The organism is Gordonia sp. NPDC003425 (assembly GCF_053588635.1).
In genome coordinates this window covers 455,178-478,243 of the sequence record NZ_JBSFQI010000001.1, presented here as the reverse complement: position 1 = coordinate 478,243, position 23,066 = coordinate 455,178, and the positions used below count along the sequence as shown (strand labels likewise).

Below are 23,066 nucleotides of genomic sequence, written 5' to 3'. Positions count from 1 at the left end.
GCCCGGAATCTCATGATGTGAGCGCGCCGTCAGGCGCGCGGTGTGCGAGCGATGGCAATAACCTCGTCCTCGGTCGGTGGGCTCTGAGGGTGGTAGCTCAGGCACAGTGGGGTTTGCACCTGGACGAAGCGGCCGCCGTCGACGGCGGTGTAGAACCTCCCGGTCGACAATCGTCCGACATCCGGGATCGGGCTCCCCTTGCTGTTCGCGAGATCCTTGGCTGCCTCGATCTGATTGGGATGGTTCAGTTTTCCGAAGAAGTGGGTCGACGCATTGCCCGACACCCGCCCGTGGATTCCCTTCGGCGCCTGGGTTGCGAAGATCAGTCCCAATCCGTACTTGCGTGCCTGAGATGCCAGCGCCAGAGTGCTCTGCGTCGCGGTCGTGACGCCCTGCGACGGTGCATAGTTCTGTGCCTCGTCCATCACCAGAATGCCGCCCAATGGACGGTCTGCGGCGGGGTGTTTCTTGATCCATGCGAACAATGACATCTGCAGTTGCCCGACGAAATTCGCGACCCGGGACTCGCTGCCGAGGCCCGCGAGATTGATGACGGAGACACGCGCGCGATATCCCGACGACGGAGTGAGTAGCAGGCCCGGGTCGGCGGGAGTCGCGTCCTCGTCGAGCAGGGGATCGTTGGCCATTGACGCTTTCAGATTCTCGGCAAGGTCGATCGCCAGTCGAGGTGCGTCGGCAAGGGTGCTGACTCCGTCGGGCAATTCAGACAGCAAAGTGACGAAGGACTGCAGGGTTCCGCCGCCCCGGCGGCCGAAGTACACCATTGCCTGGCGTAATACCGCCTCGTAGCGTGTGGCGCGGGCCCCTCGTTCGGTGGGGCGTGCCTTTGGCAGCAGAGCGCCGACCGCAGAGTCGACGGCGGCGGTGAACTCGTCCGTATCGCTCTCGAGCGAGGCGAATTCCGGTAGCGGTCGGAAGCTCAAAGGGCGGCCGGAGCGTCGCCCGGGAGTGAACACCACCACCTCGGTGTCGGCGAAGTAGCGGTCGGCGAGCGAGTGTTCGCCAGGGGCCCACTCGCGGGTGCCGTCGGGCCAGGGGGTGCCAAGCCGCGCGAGGTCGTTGTTGATGTCGAGGACGATCGACGAAACCCCCTGCAGAGCGGCCTCTTCGACGATTCGTCGAATGAGAACGGTCTTTCCGGAACCGGAACCCGCAAAGATCGCTACATGTTTGCGGAACGACTCCAGTGGCGCCGCTACGGGTTCACCGCTCGCGGTTCGAACGCCGATGGGTAGCACGTCGAGGGCACGCTGCGGACCGGACGTACGTGATTCGGTGGGAGGGCTCGGCTCGTCGGGGGTGATCGATTCGGTCGAGGTGTGACTGTCGGCGGCGTGGGTGCCGGGTTGTGCCTTCTGCGCTTCCCCTTCGTGCGCGTGCTCGACCTCCGGAGCCTCGGTGTCGGTGGTGATCGCCTTGTCCAATCCGGGTGCGAGAACCTCGGTGAGGAAGTCGATCTCGGCTGCCGGGTTACGTTCGACGATCCACTCGTGCAGGTGCGGTGATCGCTCGGACCGCAATTGCGCCAGTCCCATGAGCCGGCGAATATCGTCGTCGGTCCACGCGATCACGCGACCTCCGCGCGCACGCAACTCGTCTACCAACTGGGCGGTTTTGGGTCCAGTCGGCCACGGCTGGCGTCGGAGCACCACGAGGGTACGCTCGACCTCGCCCAGGCTGAGCCCGGCAGCATTGTTCGCATTGGTGAGGCGTGACTGCACCGAGCGCGGGTGTGTGGCGGCGAGAGCGCGGAAGCTCCACGACTCGTCGAACTCCCGGGCCGGATCGATGACATGGCGAATTCGGCCGTGCAGCACGGCTTTTGTGCCGGGCTTGGGATCGTGATGCCATTCCCCGGCCTTGGTGGGCAGTGCTTCGATCCATGCGCCGAGACCGGCCGCCAGCAAGTCGGGCACGACGGCATCCTCTGTTGTGTAGTCGAGTGCGTCGGTTGGATCGGCGAGCTCGATCAGTTCGCGGTAGCGCTTCTCGATCATCGCGAGATCAGGTGTGGTCGAACTGGTATCGCCTGCGAGCGAGGAGGTGGTCTCCCGCTCACTCGTGGTCTCGCGGACGACTCGCGCAGCAGCCTCGGGCGCGGTGAGGGCCGTGATCGGTGTGAACGTGTCACTGCGCAGCAGCACCGCGATCTGACGGTCGACAGCCATCATGATCTCGCGCGGGGTGTAGCGCTGAGCGTCGGCGAGGGCAGCGTCGTCGACCGGCCAGTAGGGTCGGGGTGGTGTGAACCCGACCTCCGCGAAGCCTGGTGCGAAGCGTTTGGCCAGGAGTTCACGCGCGAAGTCGGCGGAGGGCGGCCGTTGCAGCATCGGCGGTGTGCGGAAGCGCTCGACCGCGGAGCGCATCACGCGGCTCTCCAGGTGTTCCCAGGCGGCTGTGATGCTCGAAACGACGGTTGTCGTGCGACTCATGTTCTCGCGCAACGCCATCAGGCCGTGAGCCACGCGATTGACCACGGAGTTCTCGTCTGCGGCCGTTGACCATCCCGCTTCGATGAGTGTGTCGATCTGGTCGACGGCCAGGACTGCGGCAGAGTCGAATGCGACGATGCGCGAGATGTTCTGCACCATTTCCTGGTACCCGAGTGTCGCGTTGCGGATACCCCACTGGGCCAAATCGTCTGCGTCGTCGACGTCGAGGTGAAGGAAGGCCTCACCGAGATCCCTCGCGTCGTAATCCTGCGACGCGGTCAGTACCAGCGCGCGCAGGATGTGCTGTGAGCGTCGACGATGGGGATGATGCCGATACACGCCTGCCACGAACTCTTCGAGCGCGGACGCGGTCAGCGATGAATCGCCGACGACTGCGGCGCGCGTAGATTCGGTCACCCCGGCTTCCCGGGCGAGGCGGTCGAGGAGTTGCGCGAGTTGGGTGGGATGATCGAGACCCGGACGACTGAGGCTTTCAAGCATTGCGACCGTCACCGACTTCCAGAAGTCGCTGCCATCCAGCAATTTGACGAGGAAGAAGTAGCCGCCGCGTTCCTGCACACGTTGGCGGATCTGGCCCAGAAGGTGCGTCTTTCCCGATCCCGCTTCGCCGCGGATCACCACGCCGATGGGACTTGCCGACTCCGCCCGCTGCGCGTCGACGAAACTGCGCATCGTCTCGTCGGTGACCTGCTCGTGCAGGCCTGCTACGTGATAAGCCCCCGACGTGCCCCAGACGTCGTCGGGGGTATCGGCCCAGTCGAGACGAATCGACTCGAGTGCCTGCCGGATTCCGTTGTCCATCAGGCCTCCTCGATGGCGAACAGGTGGCACGGTTGTGTGCCCACCACAACGGCTGCGGTTCGGTCGGCCTCGCGCAAACGGGCGCGGTCGTCCTGCGGTATCAGGCTGATTCCGGGGCGGTCCTGCAACGTGAGAATCGCCGCGTCGAATTCGGTGCGGCTCACATCGGGGAGTGCCGAACGCAGCGCGCCGACGTCGACCAGTGCCCCGCGGCGCGCAGCCAATGACTCGTAGGCTGCGACGATCCGGGGGGTGACCGCGCCGGAGGCCGAGTCGGTCTGCGGGGTTGTCGGAGCGCCCTCGATGACGGGACGCGAACGCCCGAAGATCTCGTACAGACGCAGGTCCTCGGCGTCGAGATGTCGTCCGATCGCGTTGAGTACGGCGTAGAGCGCGCGGACCGGCGGCAACGAGCGGGCTGGTGGACCGGAGCGCAACTCGTCTGCGCACCAGGCCCATCCGCGATCGGTGAGCGAGTGGTAGAACGCGTTGCGGTCGCCCTTGCGCGACTCGATCAGGCCGTGGTCGATCAACCGCTGTCGCGCGGTTTTGTCCAGGTTGGGGCCCAGCTCGCGCAGGCGCGGCGTCGACACCTCCGCCGACTCCGCCATCAGGACGAAGAGCACCGCGCTCTGGCTCGGTGTCAGCTCCGGGTGGTCCACGGTGACTCCTTCATGAGTGTCCGGTGCAGTGATCCGGTATTCGGGTTTCGATGAGTGAGAACGTCGCGCAGTTCTGCCACGATCGACAATGGATCGTCGAGGACTGTTTCGTTGGGATAGCGCAGTACGAGGTAGCCGTGGCGTTGCAGCATGTTGTCCCGACTGCGGTCGCGCGCGTACTTGTCGGCGCGACGGTGGTCGGGGCCGTCGACCTCGACGACGACGCGCTCATCCGGCCACAGGACGTCGACCACGGCAACGCCCGACAGCGCCGCGAGATCGGAGGGGCAGCGGTTCCACACCCGGCCGCGTGCCCATTCATGCTGCGCCAGCGCGTGTTCGAGTGCCTGCTCGGCAGCACTGTGCGGGGCGGGAGCGCCTGTTGGCCGCGAGACGATCAGGATCGGTCGCTCGGTGTTGATCGGGATCGGGTCGGTCGGGATCGGGTCGGTCGGGAGAGGGTCGGCCGGGATCGGGTCGGTCGGGACGGCGACGCCGAGGCGTAGCACAGGGATTCGGCGCACCACAGGCAGTGCGTCGGCTGTGAGCCAGACGGTGATGCGGCCGTGTTCGGCAAGCCACGCACAGGCCGCCGCGGCCGCCTGCTGAGCGGACTCGGAGAGCGTGCTGCTCGCGCGCACCGCCAGCACGACCTCGCCGCGCCCATAGAAGTGGCGTAGTAACGCGACGAGGGTCGCTGCGCGTTGTTCCGGCACCGCATGCGGCGTCGTGGAGTTGTGGGAAGCGCCGGAACGCGCGAGTGGTACGACGACCGCAGTGGCCAGGCCGACGTGAGCGCACAGTTGGCGCGCGAGGGTTTCCGCCTCGTCGACGTCGACTCGATCACCCGATGACCTGTGGGGTAGCCAGGCCGGAAACAAGGTGATGAGTGTCGATTCGAGCGCGTCGAGGATCTCAGCGGTGACCTGCCGTGCGGTCCGCTCATCGGGGCCGCGGTAGTCGAGGATCACCGGCAATTGAGATGCGACGGCGTCGGCGAGTTCATCGATCGCCGAACCGTGTACGTCGGCGAGGCGAAAGACCCGTCCGGGACGGATCGCATGGCCGACCAGTGGCGGCACATCACTGTCGGCGTGGGTCATCGGAGGTGAATATAGTCGCCGCAGCCGACAGGTGTGCGGGCGAGCTGCGTGGCGGAGCGCCGCCGCGGCGCTGCTCCCGTCACGTGTCGCGGTGCGGCTCCGGTCAGCCCGCCGCCCGCTCGACGGTGAGGAGGCTCTCGGCGCTGTGCTCGGCGTGGAACGCGGTCTCGCCGCCGCGTACTCCGAACAGTCTCTTGCTCCAGATCAGCCACACGACCGCGGCCACGTTGATCGCGAGCAGCAGAGCCTTGAACACTGTTGCTTTCTCGACGAGTTCGTAGATCTCGAGGGGGATGAAGATGCTCGTGACGATCACTGCGAAGTACTCACCCCAGCGTTTGGCGAACCACAACCCGTATGCCTCGACGAGCGGGCTGAGTCCGTAGGCCAGCACTGCGCAGCCGACGAGAACGATGGTCGTCGTGGACAGCGTTGTGGCCTTCTCGATCCATTGCACGACCTTCGAGTCGTCGATGTTCCAGCCGATCTGGTCGGCGATCGGTTTGAGGAGCGGCATCTCGGCGTCGAACTTCTCGTGCAGCGTCTGCTGGCTGTTGCGCAGCTCGATCACGAACGACCCGGCAATCACCAGGAAGATGCCGCGGATCAGGCGCTCGATTGCCAGTAACCGCATGATGATCAGATCGCGCAGCATGCGACCGCGGGGGACCTCCGGCGCGTGATCGGCCGGTCCGCTGCTGCGCGGGTCGCCGACGACGAAGTCTCCGCATCGCAGACACCGCCACGCATCGCCGACGGCGGTGTCCGAGCGGAGGTGGTCGGCGAGATCCGCTTCGTCGGGGCGGTAGGTTTCGTGGCCGCGCAGACCGCAGGAGACCAGTTCCCAGTTCACCGCAGCAGGGTAGCTCTGCCCGTGGTGGAAGCGTCACGACGCCGCGGTCATCTCACCCTCTCGACTACCCTTGTGTCCCGGTGCGCCGACATCGCCGGTCAACCCAGTGCTGGTGGCATACAACAGATCCCGGAAGTCGCCGATCGCCTGACGCTCCGTCGACCACACCATGCGGTTCCACGAGGTGTGTGAGGTGATGTCGAGATCTACCGCGATGAGACGGTCGGTGCTCGATGAACCCCCGATGGCGAACCTCGGAACCGCCACAAGCCACCGCTTCGACGACGCTCGTCGGGTCGGCGAGCGTGTCCACCGCGACGGTGCGCCGGGGGATACGGGCGCGAAACTCTCGGAGGGCTCCAGTATCTGCGTGATGGCGTTCCGTCCGCACCGCGCGGAGTGACTCCGCGTGCCGCGAAGGGTTCGCGGTCGTCGATTTGGGTGTGGCCAGCAGATTCTCTACACTAGAACGGTTGCCTGTGCGCCTTGGGTGTGTCCGCAGTCGCAAGTATGCGTACACACGCGGGGTTCACGGCCACAGTGAATAGTCGCCGGTGCCGGTGAAAAACCAAGGGCATCGGCGGCGAGAACCTTACACAACTATCCACTTCGTGGAAGGCCCACCGCAGGTCATGAGGGATTTCCCTCCGACCGGCGCTGCATGGGAACCGCTACGAGAAAGGTTGACGGTCAACCATGACCATGACTGACCCGATCGCAGACTTCTTGACACGTCTGCGTAACGCCAATTCGGCGTACCACGACGAGGTGACCCTCCCGTCGTCCAAGCTCAAGGTGAACATCGCCGAGATCCTGAAGCGCGAGGGCTACATCACCGATTTCCGCGTCGAGGACGCGGAGGTCGGCAAGAACCTCGTCGTCTCCCTCAAGTACGGCCCCTCCCGTGAGCGCTCCATCGCCGGTCTGCGTCGCGTGTCGAAGCCGGGCCTGCGGGTGTATGCAAAGTCCACCAACCTGCCCAAGGTGCTGGGCGGCCTCGGCGTGGCCATCATCTCCACGTCGTCGGGCCTGCTCACCGACCGTCAGGCAGCCAACCAGGGCGTGGGCGGCGAAGTCCTCGCTTACGTCTGGTAAGGGAGGCCTACACATGTCGCGTATCGGTAAGAACCCCATCGAGATCCCCGCGGGTGTGACCGTCTCCGTGGACGGCTCCACGGTCACCGTGAAGGGTCCCAAGGGCGAACTGAGCCACACCGTCACCTCGCCCATCGAGGTGGCCCAGGAGGGCAACACCATCGTGGTGACCCGCCCCAACGACGAGCGCCGCAACCGTGCCCTGCACGGCCTGAACCGCTCGCTGGTCGCCAACCTGGTCACCGGCGTCACGCAGGGCTACACCACCAAGATGGAGATCTTCGGTGTCGGCTACCGCGTGCAGGCCAAGGGCCGCGACCTCGAGTTCGCGCTCGGTTACAGCCACCCCGTGCCGATCGAGGCGCCCGAGGGCATCACCTTTGCCGTCGAGTCGCCCACCAAGTTCTCGGTGTCGGGAATCGACAAGCAGCAAGTCGGCCAGATCTCGGCGAACATCCGCCGCCTGCGTCGTCCGGACCCCTATAAGGGCAAGGGCATTCGCTACGAGGGTGAGCAGATCCGTCGCAAGGTCGGAAAGACGGGTAAGTAAGCCATGAGTGATACAGCAACCAAGACCGTTCGCAAGCCGCTCGGCAAGGACGTGTCGACCCGCCGTCGCACCGCGACCGCGAATCGACACTTCCGCCTGCGCAAAAAGGTCGCCGGCACCCCCGAGCGTCCCCGCCTGGTGGTCAAGCGCTCCAGCCGCCACATCCACGTGCAGCTGATCGACGACCTGGCCGGCAAGACCTTGGCCGCGGCGTCGACCATCGAGGCCGACGTGCGCGCCGCCGGTGGCGACAAGTCCGCGCAGGCCGCCAAGGTCGGCGAGCTGATCGCCGCCCGCGCCAAGGCAGCCGGCGTCGACGCCGTCGTGTTCGACCGTGGTGGCAAGGACTACCACGGCCGTATCGCCGCGCTCGCCGACGCCGCCCGCGAGGGAGGCCTGCAGTTCTGATGACCATTTTCTACAGCTTCACCAACATGACCGGAGGGAACCTCTGATGCCCGGACGTCAGCGTGACGGCGGAAACGGACCCGCCGGAAACGACAACAACAACGCCACCGCCGGTGGCGACCAGCGCGGCGATCGCCGCGGCGGCCGTGGCCGTCGCGACGACCGTGGCGGACGCGAACAGGACCGCAACCAGCTCGAGCGCGTGGTGACCATCAACCGCGTGTCGAAGGTGGTCAAGGGTGGTCGACGCTTCTCCTTCACCGCCCTCGTGGTGGTCGGCGACGGCCAGGGCATGGTCGGCGTCGGCTACGGCAAGGCCAAGGAAGTCCCGGCCGCGATCCAGAAGGGCGTCGAAGAGGCTCGCAAGAACTTCTTCCGCGTGCCGCTGATCGCCGGCACCATCACCCATCCCGTGCAGGGCGAAGCCGCTGCCGGAGTGGTGATGCTGCGTCCGGCCAGCCCCGGTACCGGTGTGATCGCCGGTGGCGCGGTGCGTGCCGTCCTCGAATGCGCAGGCGTGCACGACGTGCTCGCCAAGAGCCTCGGCAGCGACAACGCGATCAACGTGGTGCACGCCACCGTGGCCGCGCTGAAGATGCTGCAGCGTCCCGAAGAGGTCGCGGCCCGTCGCGGTCTGCCGATCGAAGACGTTGCCCCGGCCGGCATGCTGCGGGCCCGAGCGGGACAAGGAGTCTGATAGCCATGGCCGAACTCAAGATCACCCAGGTCAAGGGCACCATCGGTACCAAGAAGAACCAGCGTGACAGCCTGCGCACCCTCGGCTTGAGGGGCATCCGCCAGACCGTCACCCGCGAGGACACCCCGATCAACCGCGGTCTCATCAACGTGGTCCGGCACCTCGTGACAGTCGAAGAGGTTTAACAGCAATGACCATCAAACTGCATCACCTTCGCCCCGCTCCGGGCGCGAAGACCGAGAAGACCCGCGTGGGTCGCGGTGAGGGGTCCAAGGGCAAGACCGCCGGTCGCGGCACCAAGGGCACCAAGGCACGCAAGAACGTGCCCGCCGCATTCGAGGGCGGCCAGATGCCGATCCACATGCGGTTGCCGAAGCTCAAGGGCTTCACCAACCCCAACCGGGTCGAGTACCAGGTCGTCAACATCGGCGACATCGCCCGGCTCTTCCCGCAGGGCGGCACCATCGGCGTCGACGAACTCGTCGCCGCCGGTGCGGTGCGCAAGAACAAGCTGGTGAAGGTTCTCGGCGACGGCGAACTCGGTGTCGCCGTCAACGTGACCGCCAACAAGTTCACGGCATCGGCCAAGGAGAAGATCGCCGCTGCCGGTGGCAGCGTCACCGAGCTCTGATCCGGTTCACCCATATCCCGTTCCGCGGCGGGCGGCAGACTTCACTGCCGCCCGCCGCGGTGCCGGTGGGCCACCGGTGAAGTCCACTCATCCGGTCACGGTAGAGTCACAGGGGTTGCCGGACCGCAGACAGCGGGACTCTGGCCCCGTGGGGCCCGAGCCACACCGACCGCAACCACCGATCAACGTCGATTGCCGAGCACGCCGCGCTCGCCCGGGGACAGGTACCCCGGGGACACGCGTGGTCGTTCCTAGGAGGAGTTAGTGCTTTCCCCCCTCGTCGCGGCCTTTCGGACGCCCGACCTGAGGAAGAAGATCCTCTTCGTCGTCGGCATCATCGTGCTGTATCGCCTCGGCGCGACCGTGCCGTCACCCGGCGTCGACTACAAGGTGGTCAGCGCCTGTATCGACCGCATCAACAGCGGTAGCGGCAACCAGGTCTACTCGCTGATCAACCTGTTCTCCGGCGGCGCGCTGCTGCAGTTGTCGGTGTTCGCGATCGGCATCATGCCCTACATCACCGCCAGCATCATCGTGCAGCTGCTGACCGTGGTGATCCCGCGGTTCGAGCAGCTCCGCAAGGAAGGCCAGTCCGGCCAGGCCAAGATGACGCAGTACACCCGCTACCTCACGGTGGCGCTGGCCCTGCTGCAGTCCACCGGCATCGTGGCGCTCGCCGACCGCGGCACCCTGCTTCCGCAGGAGTGCGGCCAGGTGCTCACCGACCAGTCCATCTTCGGCCTGTCGATCATCGTGCTGGTGATGACCGCGGGCGCCTGCCTCGTCATGTGGTTCGGTGAGCTGATCACCGAACGCGGCATCGGCAACGGTATGTCGCTGCTGATCTTCGCCGGTATCGCCGCGCGTATCCCCGCCGAGGGTCGCGCGATCCTCACCAGCCGCGGCGGACTGGTCTTCGGTCTCGTCTGCGTGGCGGCCCTCATCATCGTCGCCGGTGTGGTCTTCATCGAGCAGGGCCAGCGCCGCATCCCCGTCCAGTACGCCAAGCGGATGGTGGGTCGCAAGATGTACGGCGGCTCGTCGACCTACCTGCCGCTCAAGGTCAACCAGGCCGGCGTCATCCCGGTCATCTTCGCCTCGTCGCTGCTGTATCTGCCGCAGCTCATCGTCCAGCTCACCAAGAGTTCCGACGGCACCGAGTCGGGCTGGCAGACCTGGGTGCAGACGTATCTGGCCGATCCCAGCAACTGGGTGTACATCGCCGTGTACTTCCTGATGATCATCTTCTTCACGTACTTCTACGTGGCGGTGACGTTCAATCCGGAAGAGCGGGCCGACGACATGAAGAAGTACGGCGGCTTCATCCCGGGCATCCGGCCGGGGCAACCCACCGCCGATTACCTCGGGTACGTGCTGAGCCGTATCACTCTGCCCGGCTCGATCTACCTGGGTATCATCGCGGTACTGCCAAACCTGTTCCTCGAGATCGGTAACAGCGGTGGTGTGCAGAACCTGCCATTTGGGGGCACGGCCGTGTTGATCATGGTCGGCGTGGGACTGGACACGATGAAGCAGATCAACAGTCAATTGATGCAACGCAAGTACGAAGGATTCCTCAAGTGAGACTCGTTCTTCTCGGCCCCCCCGGCGCAGGCAAAGGCACCCAGGCAGAACTCCTGTCCGAGGCGCTGGGCATCCCGCACATCTCCACCGGCGACCTCTTCCGCGCCAACATCTCGCAGGGCACCGCCATCGGTGTCGAGGCCAAGCGCTACCTCGACGCGGGCGACCTGGTGCCGCCGGAGATCACCGTCGACATGGTGCGTGCCCGAGTGGCCGAGCCCGATGCCGCCAAGGGCTTCATCCTCGACGGGTTCCCCCGCTCGACGGCGCAGGCCGATGCGCTCAAGGAGATCCTCGCCGACCTCGGCAACCCGCTCGACGCGGTGCTCTCGTTCGTCGTCGACACCGACGTGGTGGTGGAGCGGATGCTGGCCCGCGGTCGCGCCGACGACACCGAAGAAGTGATCCGCAACCGCATGGACGTCTACAACAAGGAAACCGCGCCGCTGCTCGAGTACTACGGCGACGCGGTGAAGACCGTCGACGCGGTGGGCGACATCCAGGACGTGCATCAGCGTGTGCTCAGCGCGCTCGGTGCGGGCGTGTCCTGACCGTTCTCATGTCATCGTCGGTCGTGTCGCCTCCGGTGGGCGGACGGTAGCCATGGGATTTCGTAAACCCAAGCGCGTACCGTTCCGCACCGCCGGCGAACTCGACGCGATGGCCGCGGCCGGCGCGATCGTCGGGGCCGCGCTGGTCGCCGTGCGTAACGCCGCGGCCCCCGGGGTGAGCACCCTCGACCTCGACGAGGTGGCCGAAACGGTGATCCGCGAGGCCGGTGCCGTCCCGTCGTTCAAGGGCTACCACGGGTTTCCCGGCTCGATCTGTAGCTCCGTGAACGACGTTGTGGTGCACGGCATCCCGTCAGCGGATGTGGTGCTGGCCGAGGGTGATCTGGTTTCCATCGACTGCGGCGCCATTCTCGATGGTTGGCACGGTGATTCGGCCTGGACGTTCGGGGTGGGGGAGTTGTCGGTTGCCGACGAGGAACTGTCCGAGGCCACCCGCCTGTCCATGGAGGCGGGTATCGCCGCGATGGTCGACGGCGCGCGGCTGACCGACATCAGCCATGCCATCGAAACCGGAACACACAAGGCGGAGAGCCGTTTCGGGCGATCTTTCGGGATCGTCGACGGTTATGGCGGACACGGCATCGGCCGCGAGATGCACCTCGACCCGTTCCTGCCCAACGAGGGCGATCCCGGCCGCGGACCGCTCCTGGTGATCGGTTCCACCCTGGCCATCGAGCCGATGCTCACCCTCGGCACCACCGACACCACCGTCCTCGACGACGACTGGACCGTGGTCACCGACGACGGCTCGCGCGCCGCGCACTGGGAGCACACCGTCGCGGTCACCGCCGACGGACCACGCATCCTCACGCAGCGTCCGCTCTAACGTGTGATCGCTTGTGCCGTAGATCGGTGTCAATAGTCGGCACCGATCTACGGCACAGTCATCGATTCGGGGTCAGTGCGGTCGTCCGTACACGGTCGGCGCGGGTATAGAGCACCATCGACTCACCACGCACGAAGCCGGCCAGGGTGAGTCCCTGCTCGTCGGCGAGGTCGGCGGCCAGCGACGACGGCGCCGACACTGCCGACAGCATCGGGATACCGGCCATCACGGCCTTCTGGACCAGTTCGAAACTTGCGCGTCCCGACACCTGCAGGATGTGTCCGCGCAGGGGTAACCGATCCTGCATCAGCGCCCAGCCGATCACCTTGTCGACGGCGTTGTGCCGTCCGACGTCCTCGCGCAGCACCAGCAGTTCACCGGTGACCGGATCGAACAGGCCCGCCGCGTGCAACCCGCCGGTCTTCTCGAACACCTTCTGCTGCTCACGAATCCGATCGGGAAGGTCGAGCACCACGTCGGCGTCGACGCTGAGCTCGTCCGCGGATACATCGAAAGATGAACGCGTGGTGACTGATTCGATACTCTCCTTGCCGCAGACGCCACACGCGCTGGAGATGGTGAAATCGCGTGCGAGCGACGGGTCGGGCACGGCGACGTGCGGGGCCAGCGTCACGTCGAGGACGTTGTAGGTGTTGAGCCCGTCCGGGTCGGTGCCCGCGCAGTAGCGGGCCGTGGACAGGTCTGCCGCGTGCAGCAGCACGCCCTCGGACACCAGGAAACCTGCGGCCAACTCGACGTCGTGGCCGGGGGTGCGCATGGTGACGGCCAGCCTCGACCCGCCGATCCGGATCTCGAGGGGTTCCTCGACGGCGAGCGCGTCGGGCCGGGTGACGGGTTCGGCGTCGCGACGCACGCGAATCACCCGGCGGCGCGCGGTGATACGTCCCATGGCATGCCAGCGTAGTCCGGCCGGGGGGCCTCACACGTCGAGTACCAGCGTCACCGGGCCGTCGTTGACCAGCTGCACGTGCATGTGCGCGCCGAAACGTCCCGTGGCAACCACCGCGCCCGCCTTCCGCAGCACATCGACCACGGCGTCGACGAGTGGCTCGGCGACCGGTCCCGGGGCCGCCGCATTCCACGACGGCCTACGCCCTTTCGCCGTGTTGGCATACAGCGTGAACTGGCTGATCACCAGGATCGGGGCGTCGAGATCGGCGGCGGACTGCTCACGCCCATCGGGCCCGTCGAGGATCCGCAGCCGCCAGATCTTGTCGGCGAGTTTCGCGGCGTGATCGACGGTGTCGTCGTGGGTGACCCCGACGAGCGCGACGAGGCCCAGCGTGCCCGGCGCGAGGTCGAGGGCCCCGACGACCTCACCGTCGACCGACACCGACGCCTCGCTGACCCGCTGGATGACCGCTCGCATGCCGACCAGCATCACAGATGAGCGCCGGGGTGAACACCCGGTGTCGCCACGGTGAGACCGGAATAGGCCGCACACCTAGGCGGTTGCCGATCTCATGAGCGCAGCAACGCGGCACGAGCACATCGCACGGTTCGGCACCCATGGAGCGTGGGGCTGGTTCAATCGGTTCTCGCCCGACGAGGCGCGGCAGATCGAGGACCTCGGGTACGGCACGATCTGGCTGGGTGGTTCGCCCCAGCATCTCGGGCCGGTACGGAAGGTCCTCGAGGCCACCGAGCGGCTCACGGTGGCCACCGGCATCGTCAACATCTGGAACACCGATCCCGACGCCATCGCGGGTGAGTATCACCAGCTCGAGCGGGACTTCCCGGGGCGCTTCTATCTCGGTATCGGTGCCGGTCATCCCGAGGCGACGGCCGAGTACACGTCACCGTTCGTGGCCGTCGGACACTATCTCGACGCGCTCGATGGCAAGAAGGTCCCGGTGGAGCGACGCCTGCTCGCCGCGCTGGGACCGCGGATGCTGCGCATGTCGGCGGAGCGTTCGCTGGGAGCCCACCCCTATCTGACGACACCGAAACACACCGCGCAGGCCCGCGAGATCCTCGGCGCCGACGCGTTGCTCGCGCCCGAACACAAGGTGGTGATCGACACCGATCCCACCGCGGCGCGTGCGGTGGGACGCCCGCCGGTCGATCAGCCCTACCTGCACCTGCGCAACTACACCTCGAACCTCAAGCGCCTGGGCTACACCGACGCCGACATCGCCGACGGCGGCAGCGACGCCCTCATCGACGCGCTGGTCGCCCACGGCAGCGCCGCGGCGGTGCGCAGCCAGATCGACGAGCACCTCGCCGCCGGGGCGAACCACGTGGCCGTGCAGGTCCTCGGTTCGGAGACACCGGTCGACGAGCTCGCCGCGATCATCGGCGCGTCCTGACCTTGTGCCGTACTTCGGTGTCAGCAGGTGACACCGAAATACGGCACTGATCGCCGGGCCGAACTCACGTCAGCGCATAGGTGACGGTCACGGTGAACGACACCGTCTGCTGGCCCGGTTCCAACGGCACCGCGGACACGGCCACGTCGGAGGAGCGCTGCGGCGTCTGCGGTTGCGCGTCGCCCGACGACTCGGTGATCGTGATGACCTTGCCGAGCGAATCACCGGCCAGCGAGGCGTACTGCGATGCGCGGGTGCGCGCATCGTCGAACGCCGCCTTGCGGGCCTGCTCGAGCAATGTCGAATCGTCGTCGATGGAGAAGGCCACGTTGTTGATGCGTGTGCTGTCGCCGCCGGCGGTGGCGGCCGCCGACAGTACCTGCGACGCCTTCGCGGTGTCGTGCATCGTGATGCGGATCGTGTTGGACGCCTGATAGCCGGTGATCTCGTTGGTACCGCCGGGAGCGGGTGTGGAGTACTGCGGGGTCAGCGACACATTCTGGGTCGCGACATCTTTGCGGTCCACCCCGGCCGCCACCACGGCGTCGGTGACCTTCTTGACCGTGGCATTGGACTCGTTGAGTGCCGTCGACACGTCGGGCCCGGTGGCCTCGACGCCCACGTCCGCGCGCAGGGTGTCGGGAACTCCGGTCACTTTTCCGCTCCCGACAACCGTCACGGTTCTGGTCTTGTCCGAACCGTCGTCGCCGCCGCAACCCGCCAGAAGTGTGACGGCGAGCAGGACCAGTGTCGCGGCGAGTGCCGCTACTGCCCGCGGCACCGGCCGCCTCATCGCACCGGTTCCTTGAGCAGCATCGAGATCGCCCAACCGACGATCGAGATCACCAGGGCACCGAGGATTGCCGACCAGAAGAAGCTGTCCACCTCCAGGCCCCAATGAGTGGTGTTGCGCGTGATCCAGGCGGTGATCTCGATCATGAACGCGTTGATCACGATGTGGATCAGCCCCAGCGTGAGGATGTAGAGCGGGATGGAGAGGATCTGCACGATCGGCTTGATGAACGCATTGATGACACCGAAGATCAGGGCGACCAGCACCACCACGCCGAACTGCGTCAGCACCGACGAATTCGCGGGGAACACGAAGTCGAGTCCGGGCACGATGAGTGTGGCGATCCACAGGGCGAAACCGGTGAGGCCGGCCTCGATCAGAAATGCACGCATGTCCGGTCATCTTGCCAAAGTCGACGCCGCGCGGCGCAGTTCTTCCCGAAGCGCCTCACAGGCCGAGTTCGACCATGCGTCGGGTGATGCGATCGTTCGGGCCAGCGTGTCGCCACGTGACGCGGAACCGGTTGCAGCCAAACGTCAAATGAGGCGCTGGCGGTGGCTGACCGCATGTTGGGGGCTGCCGCGTGCGGGAACTATTCGTCGTCGGCGCCCTCGATGCCGAGAAGGCGCAGGTACATGGCGTTGAGAGACGACGCCGCGCGGTCGAATTCGCGGGGATCGGTGAGGCGACGGTGAGCGAAACGTTCGAACATGCCCAACACTGCGTCGGCCACCGACTCGGGGTCGGCGGCGAGGTCGGCCTCCCCGGAATCGGCGAGACGACGCAGATAGCGCACCACCCGACGTCGCGGCCGTTCCTGGATCTCACGCCAGATGGACGCGATCGACTCATCGGCCAGCGCCTGGTGTTCGATGACCGTCATCAGGTCGAGATGGCGGGCGTAGGCGGTCAGGAATGCCGCGGTGGAGGCGCGGCCCAGCGCCACCGGATCACTCTCGTCGACGTCGCGGATCTCGTGTGCGGCAAGGAAATCGTCGCGCACCGTGGCCGCCACTGACGCGAAGACGTCGGCCTTGGACGTGAAATACAGATAGAACGACGCCCGCGACACCCCGGCGGCGTCGGTGATGTCGGCGATGGTGGTGTGGGCGTACCCACGTGCGGCGAACACCTCCGCGGCTCGGCGCAGCAGGTGGCTTCGGGTCTCGTGTTCCTTTCCCTCGCGGGAGGTGCGCGCCCGCGCCCAGGCCGCCTCGGTCACGACGGCCGCGACCCGGGTGACACGCTCGGTTGCTGCGCCCGCTCGTTCACGATCTGCGTGCGCAGGCGGTACTTCTCGATCTTGTTGGTCGCGGTGCGCGGCAGGTCGTCCACGATCCGCACGATACGCGGACGCATGTACTTCGGCATCACCGCTGCGGCGTGCGCATCGATGTCCTCGACGGTGAGCACGACACCCTCGGCGGGTACCACGAACACCACCACGTCGTCCTCATCCCCGGCCTCGGAGGCGATGGCGAAGGCGGCGCAGTACTGCACCGCCGGATGCTGATTCACCAGATCCTCCACCTGGAACGACGAAAGGTTCTCGCCCCGAACGCGAATGCGGTCGCCCAGACGGTCGACGAAGTAGATGGTGCCGTCGGCGGCGCGCACCGCGGCGTCGCCGGTGTGCAGCCACAGGTTGCGCCACGCCGCCACCGTGGCCTCCGGCTTGTTGTGGTAGCCGAGCATCGTCAGCGCCGGCAAGCGGGGTCGCACCGCCAGCTGGCCCGGTTCCTCCACACCGCATTCGCCGTCGTGATCGTCGCGGATCGTGACCTCGCAGAACGGACCGGGGCTGCCCATGAACCCCTTGCGCGTCACCTGGGCTCCGCTCAGCACACGGATCCCCCGCTGCTGCGCGCGGTCGATGATGTCGGCGTGGTCGAGTCCGCGGTAGTGCTCGTCGGGTGTGCCTGCTCCGGCAGTGGTCTCCTCGATGAAGGCGCTCACCGTCGCGCCCGACTCGGTCTGGCCGAAACCGGCCAGCACGAAATCGAATCCGAAGCGCTGCGCCACGTGGGCGTGATGGAGCGGCAGGGGCTGCATGTACACCTTGTTGAGCGTGTTGGCGCGGTCGTCGGTGCGCGGCTCGGCGTTCATCAGCCATGGGATCATCACGTCCAGCAGGATCGCGGTGGTGGCGTTGCACGAGGCGATGCGTCGCCAGAAATCGCTGGGGCTGAACCGATCCCACAGTGCCACCGAGCATCCCACCCACGCCGCGCGAGCGACGTTGGCGATGGCGCCGCCCACGTGGTACATGGGCAGGTCGCTGTAGATCACGTCGTCGGCGGTGAGCGGAGCCCGTAACCCGAAGGTGTACTGCGCCATCCACCGATAGGGCTGCACCACGCCCTTGGCCGGTCCGGTGGTGCCCGAGGTGTACACGATGTTGGCCGGATCGTCGAAGCCGACGGTGACCGCGGGGCGCGGGGCGGCCGCCACGAGATCGGCCCACGCCGACGTCGCGAAGCGGGCATTCACCGCGGCGACGTCGGCCACATGGTCATGGGCGCCGGGTTCGGGTGCGTACACGACGACGGTGGGGAGATGGCGCAGTTCGACGGCGACGTCGTTGACGGCGGGCAGGTGCGTCGCGTCGGTGATCAGTAGCGCCGGTGCGGTGTCGTCGAGCTGGTAGGCCAGCAGCCGCCCGGTGTAGGCGAAGTTGACGGGGCAGTACACCGCGCCCGCCTTCCAGATCGCGAACATCAGGACGGCGGCGATGTGGGAGTTGGTGGTGAGCACACTGACCCGGTCACCCTTGGCGATGCCGTGCGCGGCGAGGTTCCCGGCGATGCGGTCGGTGAGGTCGCCGAACTCGGCGTAGCTCAACGTGAGCGACTCCTCGCCGTAGTGCAGAAGCGGCGCCTCGGGGGTGACGCCGACCCAATGGTCGAGCCGTTCGGTGATGATCTCGCCATCGGCGGCGAGCACCGCGAGCAGGGATGCGGGATCGGGGTGCCGGGGGTCGATCGCAGACGAGGGGGACATGATTCTCCTGTGGTGAGGTGGCGGTCGGGGGCGGTCAGGGACGCGTGCCGTAGGACGGGCGTCCGAGCAGTGTCGGCACGATTCGATAGGCGTCGGACACCCAGTCGCACAGCAACTCCCGGGTGGTGCGCGGGTCGATGAGGTCGGCGACACCGAACTTCTCCGCGGTGCGGAACGGTGACGTGAGCGCGGTGAGCATGCCGCGTATGCGGTCCGCCTCGGCCTCCGGGTCGTCGGCCGCCCCGATCTGCGCGCCGAACGCCGCCTCCACGCCGCCCTGCATCGGCAGTGAACCCCAGTCGCCCGACGGCCATGCCCAACTGCGTTGTGCCCTATGACGGTTGACGATGCCCGCACCGCCCACGCCGTAGACGCGGCGCACGATGATCTCGGCTTGCGGTACCCGTGCCTGGTACACGGCGGTGATGGCCCGCGCGCCGTGCCGGATCGTGGCGCGACGTTCGGCCTCGAGCCCGATCGTCATGCCTGCCTGGTCGGTGAGACTGACGATCGGCAGGTGGAACGTCTCGCACAGGTCCACCAGCCGGGTGATCGCCAGCGCGCCCGACGCCGACATGGTGGCTCCCGCAAAAGGGTCCGCGGCGATGACGCCGACGGGATGGCCGGCCAGCCGTGCCAGCGCCGTGAGCGTTCCGCCGCCGTATTCGGCGTAGCGGAACACCGACCCGGCGTCGAAGACCGCGTCGAGGATCGGGGTGATCGCATACGGGTGTCGCGGATTGCGCGGCACCGCCGACAGCAGTGACTCTTCTCGTCGTGCCGGCGGATCGGCGCACTCGGTGACCGGTGGGGTCTCGAAGACACTTGTCGGCAGGTACGACAGGAAGCGGCGGATGGTCTCGAAGGCGTCGTCCTCGGTGGCGACGATGCGTTCGACGGTTCCGTTGTCGCGGTGGACATCCGAACCACCGAGTTGCTCCTTGGTGAGATTCTCCCCGGTGGCGCTGCGCACCACGGGCGGGCCCGCGGTGAACACCTGACCCACGCCGTCGACCATCACCGAGAGATGCGACATCACCAGCCGGGCAGCGCCCAGACCCACGGTGGGACCCAGACAGGCCGCGGCCACCGGAACCAGCGACAGGTTGTCCACCACCACATCCCACGCCGGATTGAACGGGACATACGTGTAGCCGGCGTCGAGCGCCATCTTCACGCTGCCGCCGCCGCTCTGGCCGTCGAGCAGGCGCACCATCGGTAAACGCATCTCGTTGGCGTAGCGCTCCAGGAAGATCTGCTTGGCGTGGATCGCCGCATCGCCGGCGCCTCCGCGCACGGTGAAGTCGTCGACGCCGACGGCGACCTTCCGTCCGTCCATGCGGGCGGTGCCCGCGATGAAGTTGGTGGGCGACACCGAGACCGTGTGGCCCGCATCGTCGACCGTCGGGAAGCCCGACAGCGCACCCATCTCGGTGAAACTGCCGGCGTCGCCGAGGCGCGCAATGCGCTCACGCGCCGTGAGGCGTCCCGAATCATGTTGCCGTGCAATCTTCGCCGGTCCACCCATGGTTTCGGCGAACGCGACGCGGCGATCGATCTCGGCCACTTCGGCCGACCAATCGGGATCGTCCGGCTCGGGGTTGTCCGGCTCGAGCGCACGCGCAACCCCGGCGGCCGTGACGTCGGCGGGTTCCACCACGACCAGCGGTGCACCCGATGCCACGAGGTCGCCCGGAGCGATCAGCACGCGGGTCACCCGCACATCGTCGCCGGCACGCACGACGTGCTCCATCTTCATCGCCTCGAGCACCGCGATCGACGCAGTGGCGCCGACCTCGCTGCCGGCCTGCACGTCGATCGACACCACGACACCCGACATGGGTGCCGAGATGACGTGTGCGTCGGCGGGCAGTTCCGCCGCGACGGGCCCGGCCGTCGGCGCGGGTTCGGCGACCGGTCGGGTGCCGGGAAGTTCGTGACCGGCCAAATCCGACAGACGGCCGGGCACGAAGGTGGTGTCCCAGGTGCCGGCAATGAACTCCGGATCGGTCAGGATCGCATGCAGCAGTGCACGATTGGTCGCAACCGGCTCGACGACGAAGTCGGCGATCGCCTCCGCGGCGCGCCGGGCGGCCCCGGCGAAGGACCCCGCGTGCGCGACGACCTTGGCCAGCAGCGGGTCGTATCGGGGCGACACCGTCGCGCCGGGATGGCCGGCCGTGTCCACGCGGATGCCCGGACCCGAGGGCGGTGCGAACTCGTTCAGTACCCCCGCGTCGGGCCGGGGTTCGCCGTGCTCGTCGAGTGTCTCGGAGTTGACCCGCACCTGCACGGCGTATCCGCGTGGGGCGGGTGGTGTCGCCAGTCCGCAGTCGGCGAGGCGTTCGCCGCGGGCGATGCGGATCTGCGTCGTCACCAGATCGATCCCGGTGATCTCCTCGGTGACCGTGTGCTCCACCTGCAGGCGGGGATTGGCCTCCATGAAATAGAACTCGTCGCCGGAGACCAGGAATTCGACGGTACCCAGGTTCTCGTACCCGGCGAGTCCCGCCAGTGCGATCGCCGCGTCGAGAACGGCCCGGCGAACGTCCCCGGGTAGATCGGGGCTGGGCGCCACCTCGATCACTTTCTGATGGCGACGCTGGATGCTGCAATCGCGCTCCCACAGGTGGGTGAGTGCTCCGTGCCCGTCGCCGATGACCTGCACCTCGATGTGGCGCGGATTCTCGATGAGTTTCTCCACGAACAGGGTGTCGTCGGCGAAGGCCGCCGCCGCCTCCGAAGCGCATCGGGTGTAGGCCTCGGCCAGCTCGGATTCGTGCCGCACCGCGCGCATGCCGCGGCCACCACCGCCGGCGGCCGCCTTGATCATCAGCGGTCCGTGCGTGGCGAAGAATGCCTGCGCGTCGTCGAGAGTCGCCGGGCCCGGTGAGCCGGGGGCGATGGGGATACCGGCCTTGGCGGCCAGAGCCCGCGCGGCGGTCTTGTCGCCGAACACGTCGAGCACCTCGGGAGGAGGCCCGATGAACACGATCCCGGCTTCGCGAGCCGCCCGGGCGAACGCCGCGTTCTCGCTCAGGAATCCGTAGCCGGGGTGGATCATGTGCGCGCCGCAGCGCGCCGCGGTCTCGACAAGGTCGGCGGCGTCGAGGTAGGCCGCGGGGCCGCTCTGCTGCAGCCGGTGGGCCTCGTCGGCCATCCGGACGTGCAGGGCATCGGCGTCGTCGGCGGCGTACACCGCGATGGCGGTGTCGCCGAGTTCGTGGATCGCGCGCACGATCCGCACGGCGATCTCGCCGCGATTCGCCACCAGAATCCGGGCCATGTTTTCACTCCTCGCCGATGCTGACTCCGCCGCTGACGCTGACGTCACTGTCAGTACAGTACGCCATCGCACGCGGTGTCCGGAACAGGCAATGCCCGGCCCGGCCGCGACGGTGTGGTGCAACCCGACCGCGGTCGTTGTGCCCTGGCTCACCCGTGTCATAAGGAGGACGATCGGGTCATGGGCACCGTTCTCGTCGCCTACGCGACCAAACACCACTCCACCGCCGAGATCGCCGAGGCCATCGCCGAGGAACTGCGTGGTCACGGCCTCGACACGGATTGTCTGGAGGTGGGGGAGGCAACCGTCGGCAACCACGATGCGGTCATTGTGGGCAGCGCGGTGTACATGGGGCGCTGGCGCAGGGAGGCGACGGCGTTCCTGAAACACCATCGAGCCGAACTCGGACGAGTTCCGTTCTGGATCTTCAGCTCGGGTCCGGTCGGTGATCACGTCGAGCAGGATCTGGCGGAGGATTCGAAGTGGCTCGAGCCACGTAAGGTGCTCGAGCTCGCCGAGTCGGTCGGGCTGCGTGGTCACACGGTGTTCGGCGGGCGGATGCCGACCGATCCGCGGGGCTTCGTGGAGAAGGGGATGGCCAAGAACACGCCGGAGGGCCTGCGGGACGCGCGCGATTGGGATCAGATCCGCCACTGGGCCGACGGGATCGCGGCCGAATTGGGTGCCGCACGCACCTGATCCGCAGCCCCGGCGGGTGCCGGGAATGCGGCCCGGACCGCTATTTGGACTGTTCGCGCAGTTCGCGTAACATGGATCGTCGGTGCGCGTGCCGTGCCGGTCTACGCGTGTCATCACCCGGCGCGCGACTCCGGCGCCAGCGTGGACGGTGATGACCCTGCCGTGAGGCGGGTGTCATCACAGTAGCGGACAAACACGGATTCAACCGGGCAACGCGGTGATCCGTTCGCCATGGCGAACGGGGATCGCGCGGCCAGGATCGCGGAGGACATGGCGAAAAAAGACGGGGCCATCGAGGTCGAGGGACGAGTCATCGAACCCCTGCCCAATGCGATGTTTCGCATTGAGCTGGAGAACGGTCACAAGGTTCTCGCCCACATCAGCGGCAAGATGCGGCAGCACTACATCCGCATCCTGCCCGAGGATCGGGTCGTCGTGGAACTGTCGCCCTACGACCTCGGTCGTGGGCGGATCGTCTACCGCTACAAGTAAGACTTTCCCGCACGTCGGGGAGAACAACAGGCGCGGTTTCGCCGTGCCTGCACAACCAGCAAGGAGAAGCGGACGTGAAGGTTCAGCCGAGCGTCAAGCCGATCTGCGAGAAGTGCAAGGTGATCCGCCGTAACGGTCGGGTCATGGTGATCTGCGAGAACCTGCGTCACAAGCAGCGTCAGGGCTGATCACCGGGCCGCAGGGCTCACG

General features: G+C 67.0%; 24 protein-coding genes. 13 read left to right on the top strand and 11 right to left on the bottom strand.

Features of this window, described 5'->3' with window-relative positions:
• Positions 1 to 29 precede the first annotated feature (29 nt).
• From ACWDTD_RS02405 to ACWDTD_RS02390, 4 genes are all read right to left on the bottom strand, one after another.
• Positions 30 to 3,275, bottom strand: a complete 3,246-nt coding sequence (locus tag ACWDTD_RS02405; protein WP_449745444.1) for a helicase HerA domain-containing protein — start codon at positions 3,273 to 3,275, stop codon at positions 30 to 32.
• On the bottom strand, positions 3,275 to 3,937 hold the full coding sequence (locus ACWDTD_RS02400; protein WP_449745443.1) for a MarR family transcriptional regulator: 663 nt from the start codon (positions 3,935 to 3,937) through the stop codon (positions 3,275 to 3,277). The genes ACWDTD_RS02405 and ACWDTD_RS02400 overlap by 1 nt, the downstream gene beginning before the upstream one ends.
• Positions 3,919 to 5,040, bottom strand: a complete 1,122-nt coding sequence (locus ACWDTD_RS02395) for an endonuclease domain-containing protein (RefSeq protein WP_449745442.1) — start codon at positions 5,038 to 5,040, stop codon at positions 3,919 to 3,921. Before ACWDTD_RS02395 ends, ACWDTD_RS02400 begins: the two co-directional genes overlap by 19 nt.
• 103 nt (positions 5,041 to 5,143) lie before the next feature.
• Positions 5,144 to 5,893, bottom strand: coding sequence for a DUF2127 domain-containing protein (locus ACWDTD_RS02390; RefSeq protein WP_449745441.1), 750 nt, complete (start codon positions 5,891 to 5,893; stop codon positions 5,144 to 5,146).
• A 696-nt stretch (positions 5,894 to 6,589) separates the two neighbouring features.
• Here ACWDTD_RS02390 and rpsH point away from each other — a divergent pair.
• The 9 genes from rpsH to map all read left to right on the top strand — a co-directional run bounded on the left by rpsH (position 6,590) and on the right by map (position 12,256).
• Positions 6,590 to 6,988 (top strand): 30S ribosomal protein S8, encoded by a 399-nt coding sequence (gene rpsH, locus ACWDTD_RS02385; RefSeq protein WP_449745440.1) that lies wholly within the window; start codon positions 6,590 to 6,592, stop codon positions 6,986 to 6,988.
• A 13-nt stretch (positions 6,989 to 7,001) separates the two neighbouring features.
• On the top strand, positions 7,002 to 7,538 hold the full coding sequence (gene rplF, locus ACWDTD_RS02380) for a 50S ribosomal protein L6 (RefSeq protein ID WP_449745439.1): 537 nt from the start codon (positions 7,002 to 7,004) through the stop codon (positions 7,536 to 7,538).
• 3 nt (positions 7,539 to 7,541) lie between these two features.
• Positions 7,542 to 7,946 (top strand): 50S ribosomal protein L18, encoded by a 405-nt coding sequence (gene rplR / locus ACWDTD_RS02375; protein ID WP_449745438.1) that lies wholly within the window; start codon positions 7,542 to 7,544, stop codon positions 7,944 to 7,946.
• Positions 7,947 to 7,992: 46 nt separating this feature from the next.
• Complete coding sequence (gene rpsE / locus ACWDTD_RS02370; RefSeq protein WP_449745437.1) at positions 7,993 to 8,643, top strand: 30S ribosomal protein S5; 651 nt, start codon at positions 7,993 to 7,995, stop codon at positions 8,641 to 8,643.
• A 5-nt stretch (positions 8,644 to 8,648) separates the two neighbouring features.
• Complete coding sequence (rpmD, locus tag ACWDTD_RS02365; RefSeq protein WP_449745436.1) at positions 8,649 to 8,828, top strand: 50S ribosomal protein L30; 180 nt, start codon at positions 8,649 to 8,651, stop codon at positions 8,826 to 8,828.
• 5 nt (positions 8,829 to 8,833) lie between these two features.
• A complete protein-coding gene (rplO, locus tag ACWDTD_RS02360) occupies positions 8,834 to 9,274 on the top strand; it encodes a 50S ribosomal protein L15 (RefSeq protein WP_449745435.1) in 441 nt (146 codons plus the stop codon).
• A gap of 264 nt (positions 9,275 to 9,538) precedes the next feature.
• Positions 9,539 to 10,858, top strand: a complete 1,320-nt coding sequence (secY, locus tag ACWDTD_RS02355; RefSeq protein ID WP_449745434.1) for a preprotein translocase subunit SecY — start codon at positions 9,539 to 9,541, stop codon at positions 10,856 to 10,858.
• Positions 10,855 to 11,409, top strand: a complete 555-nt coding sequence (locus ACWDTD_RS02350; RefSeq protein WP_449745433.1) for an adenylate kinase — start codon at positions 10,855 to 10,857, stop codon at positions 11,407 to 11,409. The genes secY and ACWDTD_RS02350 overlap by 4 nt, the downstream gene beginning before the upstream one ends.
• 52 nt (positions 11,410 to 11,461) lie before the next feature.
• Positions 11,462 to 12,256, top strand: coding sequence for a type I methionyl aminopeptidase (gene map, locus ACWDTD_RS02345; protein ID WP_449745432.1), 795 nt, complete (start codon positions 11,462 to 11,464; stop codon positions 12,254 to 12,256).
• A gap of 58 nt (positions 12,257 to 12,314) precedes the next feature.
• On the opposite strand, the gene fdhD is transcribed toward map, so the two are convergent.
• Both fdhD and dtd read right to left on the bottom strand, forming a co-directional pair.
• Complete coding sequence (fdhD, locus tag ACWDTD_RS02340; protein ID WP_449745431.1) at positions 12,315 to 13,166, bottom strand: formate dehydrogenase accessory sulfurtransferase FdhD; 852 nt, start codon at positions 13,164 to 13,166, stop codon at positions 12,315 to 12,317.
• A gap of 30 nt (positions 13,167 to 13,196) precedes the next feature.
• Positions 13,197 to 13,646: a D-aminoacyl-tRNA deacylase gene (dtd, locus tag ACWDTD_RS02335; protein ID WP_449745430.1), complete on the bottom strand. Its 450-nt coding sequence runs from the start codon at positions 13,644 to 13,646 to the stop codon at positions 13,197 to 13,199.
• Positions 13,647 to 13,740: 94 nt separating this feature from the next.
• On the opposite strand from dtd, the gene ACWDTD_RS02330 reads away from it, so the two are divergent.
• Positions 13,741 to 14,586 (top strand): LLM class F420-dependent oxidoreductase, encoded by an 846-nt coding sequence (locus tag ACWDTD_RS02330; RefSeq protein ID WP_449745429.1) that lies wholly within the window; start codon positions 13,741 to 13,743, stop codon positions 14,584 to 14,586.
• 64 nt (positions 14,587 to 14,650) lie between these two features.
• Here ACWDTD_RS02330 and ACWDTD_RS02325 read toward each other — a convergent pair whose 3' ends face one another.
• The 5 genes from ACWDTD_RS02325 to ACWDTD_RS02305 form a co-directional block, all read right to left on the bottom strand.
• Positions 14,651 to 15,379: an SIMPL domain-containing protein gene (locus tag ACWDTD_RS02325; protein ID WP_449745428.1), complete on the bottom strand. Its 729-nt coding sequence runs from the start codon at positions 15,377 to 15,379 to the stop codon at positions 14,651 to 14,653.
• A complete protein-coding gene (locus tag ACWDTD_RS02320) occupies positions 15,376 to 15,771 on the bottom strand; it encodes a phage holin family protein (RefSeq protein ID WP_449745427.1) in 396 nt (131 codons plus the stop codon). Before ACWDTD_RS02320 ends, ACWDTD_RS02325 begins: the two co-directional genes overlap by 4 nt.
• 200 nt (positions 15,772 to 15,971) lie before the next feature.
• Positions 15,972 to 16,601 carry a TetR/AcrR family transcriptional regulator gene (locus ACWDTD_RS02315; protein ID WP_449745426.1) on the bottom strand — a complete coding sequence of 210 codons (630 nt, stop codon included), beginning with the start codon at positions 16,599 to 16,601 and terminating at the stop codon, positions 15,972 to 15,974.
• Complete coding sequence (locus tag ACWDTD_RS02310) at positions 16,598 to 18,379, bottom strand: AMP-binding protein (protein WP_449745425.1); 1,782 nt, start codon at positions 18,377 to 18,379, stop codon at positions 16,598 to 16,600. The genes ACWDTD_RS02315 and ACWDTD_RS02310 overlap by 4 nt, the downstream gene beginning before the upstream one ends.
• A gap of 34 nt (positions 18,380 to 18,413) precedes the next feature.
• Positions 18,414 to 21,665: a carboxyl transferase domain-containing protein gene (locus tag ACWDTD_RS02305; protein WP_449745424.1), complete on the bottom strand. Its 3,252-nt coding sequence runs from the start codon at positions 21,663 to 21,665 to the stop codon at positions 18,414 to 18,416.
• 180 nt (positions 21,666 to 21,845) lie between these two features.
• Between ACWDTD_RS02305 and ACWDTD_RS02300 the strand changes: the two genes are divergently transcribed.
• From ACWDTD_RS02300 to rpmJ, 3 genes are all read left to right on the top strand, one after another.
• Positions 21,846 to 22,364 (top strand): flavodoxin domain-containing protein, encoded by a 519-nt coding sequence (locus ACWDTD_RS02300; RefSeq protein ID WP_449745423.1) that lies wholly within the window; start codon positions 21,846 to 21,848, stop codon positions 22,362 to 22,364.
• A 270-nt stretch (positions 22,365 to 22,634) separates the two neighbouring features.
• On the top strand, positions 22,635 to 22,856 hold the full coding sequence (infA, locus tag ACWDTD_RS02295) for a translation initiation factor IF-1 (RefSeq protein ID WP_005170487.1): 222 nt from the start codon (positions 22,635 to 22,637) through the stop codon (positions 22,854 to 22,856).
• Positions 22,857 to 22,930: 74 nt separating this feature from the next.
• The gene (gene rpmJ, locus ACWDTD_RS02290; protein ID WP_005207978.1) at positions 22,931 to 23,044 is read left to right on the top strand and encodes a 50S ribosomal protein L36; all 114 of its coding nucleotides are present in this window, start codon (positions 22,931 to 22,933) and stop codon (positions 23,042 to 23,044) included.
• Positions 23,045 to 23,066 lie beyond the last annotated feature (22 nt).

What these genes read in the sequence shown, in the direction of transcription:
- ACWDTD_RS02320 (WP_449745427.1), bottom strand. Translation starts at nt 15,771, where the DNA reads ATGCGTGCATTTCTGATCGAGGCCGGCCTCACCGGTTTCGCCCTGTGG.
- rpmD (WP_449745436.1), top strand. Translation starts at nt 8,649, where the DNA reads ATGGCCGAACTCAAGATCACCCAGGTCAAGGGCACCATCGGTACCAAG.
- rpsE (WP_449745437.1), top strand. Translation starts at nt 7,993, where the DNA reads ATGCCCGGACGTCAGCGTGACGGCGGAAACGGACCCGCCGGAAACGAC.
- rplR (WP_449745438.1), top strand. Translation starts at nt 7,542, where the DNA reads ATGAGTGATACAGCAACCAAGACCGTTCGCAAGCCGCTCGGCAAGGAC.
- ACWDTD_RS02310 (WP_449745425.1), bottom strand. Translation starts at nt 18,379, where the DNA reads ATGTCCCCCTCGTCTGCGATCGACCCCCGGCACCCCGATCCCGCATCC.
- ACWDTD_RS02330 (WP_449745429.1), top strand. Translation starts at nt 13,741, where the DNA reads ATGAGCGCAGCAACGCGGCACGAGCACATCGCACGGTTCGGCACCCAT.
- infA (WP_005170487.1), top strand. Translation starts at nt 22,635, where the DNA reads ATGGCGAAAAAAGACGGGGCCATCGAGGTCGAGGGACGAGTCATCGAA.
- map (WP_449745432.1), top strand. Translation starts at nt 11,462, where the DNA reads ATGGGATTTCGTAAACCCAAGCGCGTACCGTTCCGCACCGCCGGCGAA.
- dtd (WP_449745430.1), bottom strand. Translation starts at nt 13,646, where the DNA reads ATGCGAGCGGTCATCCAGCGGGTCAGCGAGGCGTCGGTGTCGGTCGAC.
- rplF (WP_449745439.1), top strand. Translation starts at nt 7,002, where the DNA reads ATGTCGCGTATCGGTAAGAACCCCATCGAGATCCCCGCGGGTGTGACC.
- ACWDTD_RS02300 (WP_449745423.1), top strand. Translation starts at nt 21,846, where the DNA reads ATGGGCACCGTTCTCGTCGCCTACGCGACCAAACACCACTCCACCGCC.
- ACWDTD_RS02395 (WP_449745442.1), bottom strand. Translation starts at nt 5,040, where the DNA reads ATGACCCACGCCGACAGTGATGTGCCGCCACTGGTCGGCCATGCGATC.
- ACWDTD_RS02305 (WP_449745424.1), bottom strand. Translation starts at nt 21,665, where the DNA reads ATGGCCCGGATTCTGGTGGCGAATCGCGGCGAGATCGCCGTGCGGATC.
- fdhD (WP_449745431.1), bottom strand. Translation starts at nt 13,166, where the DNA reads ATGGGACGTATCACCGCGCGCCGCCGGGTGATTCGCGTGCGTCGCGAC.
- rplO (WP_449745435.1), top strand. Translation starts at nt 8,834, where the DNA reads ATGACCATCAAACTGCATCACCTTCGCCCCGCTCCGGGCGCGAAGACC.
- ACWDTD_RS02405 (WP_449745444.1), bottom strand. Translation starts at nt 3,275, where the DNA reads ATGGACAACGGAATCCGGCAGGCACTCGAGTCGATTCGTCTCGACTGG.
- rpsH (WP_449745440.1), top strand. Translation starts at nt 6,590, where the DNA reads ATGACCATGACTGACCCGATCGCAGACTTCTTGACACGTCTGCGTAAC.
- ACWDTD_RS02325 (WP_449745428.1), bottom strand. Translation starts at nt 15,379, where the DNA reads ATGAGGCGGCCGGTGCCGCGGGCAGTAGCGGCACTCGCCGCGACACTG.